The following is a 584-nucleotide window of genomic DNA, read 5'->3' as shown; positions in this document are numbered from 1 at the left end:
TAGTAGCAGTGGGGGAGCCGCGCACCGATCCGGTGCGCGTAGTCGCGATAGAAGCTGGTCTCGCATCGATAGCTGAGTGTGCCGGCGGCCCGGCTGTTGGCGTCGGTGGCAGGCAGCTTGATGATCAGCAGGTCAGGGCCGGTCCCGTCGACGTAGTCGACGAACAGTCGTGAGCAGGAACCCATCTGGCCGGTGCCGACCCGTTCCGCGGTCACCTGCCGCACAGTCGCGGCGACGCCGGACGAGTTCAGCGCAGCGGTCAGCCACTGGGGGTCGACCTCATCGGCGGTATCGACCACCCCGGGCGCAGGCACCCTGCTCCGGCCGGGATCCGTCGCCGTCATCCTTGGCCAGGTTCGTTGATCTTCACCAGCATCTTGCCGATGTTGGCGCCGGTGAACAGTCCGTTGAGCGCATCGATGCTGGATTCCAGCCCTTCGTACACGGTTTCACGGTGCGCCAACAGCCCCTGCTGTTCCCAACTCTGCAGCGCGGCGAACGCCTCGTCGAAACGCGCCCACTCTTCGAGTGCGATGAAGCCCTGCATCGTCGAGGCGGTGGCGAGCAGGTTCACGTAATTGGAC

At 65.4% G+C, this 584-nt stretch carries 1 protein-coding gene and 1 pseudogene; both read right to left on the bottom strand.

Translation table 11 applies throughout. The features are described from left to right. The coding region (locus tag RM572_RS28760) for a hypothetical protein (protein WP_311676303.1) at positions 1-299 on the bottom strand (299 nt) is incomplete at its 3' end. A gap of 41 nt (positions 300-340) precedes the next feature. Beyond that, positions 341-584: pseudogene (locus RM572_RS28755) on the bottom strand (hypothetical protein); the annotation flags it as partial.

Origin of the sequence: Streptomyces hazeniae, assembly GCF_031845485.1 — a bacterium.
GTDB classification, from domain to species: domain Bacteria; phylum Actinomycetota; class Actinomycetes; order Streptomycetales; family Streptomycetaceae; genus Streptomyces; species Streptomyces hazeniae.
Note: the sequence above shows the minus strand (reverse complement) of the source record. Positions and strands in the feature narration are given on the sequence as shown.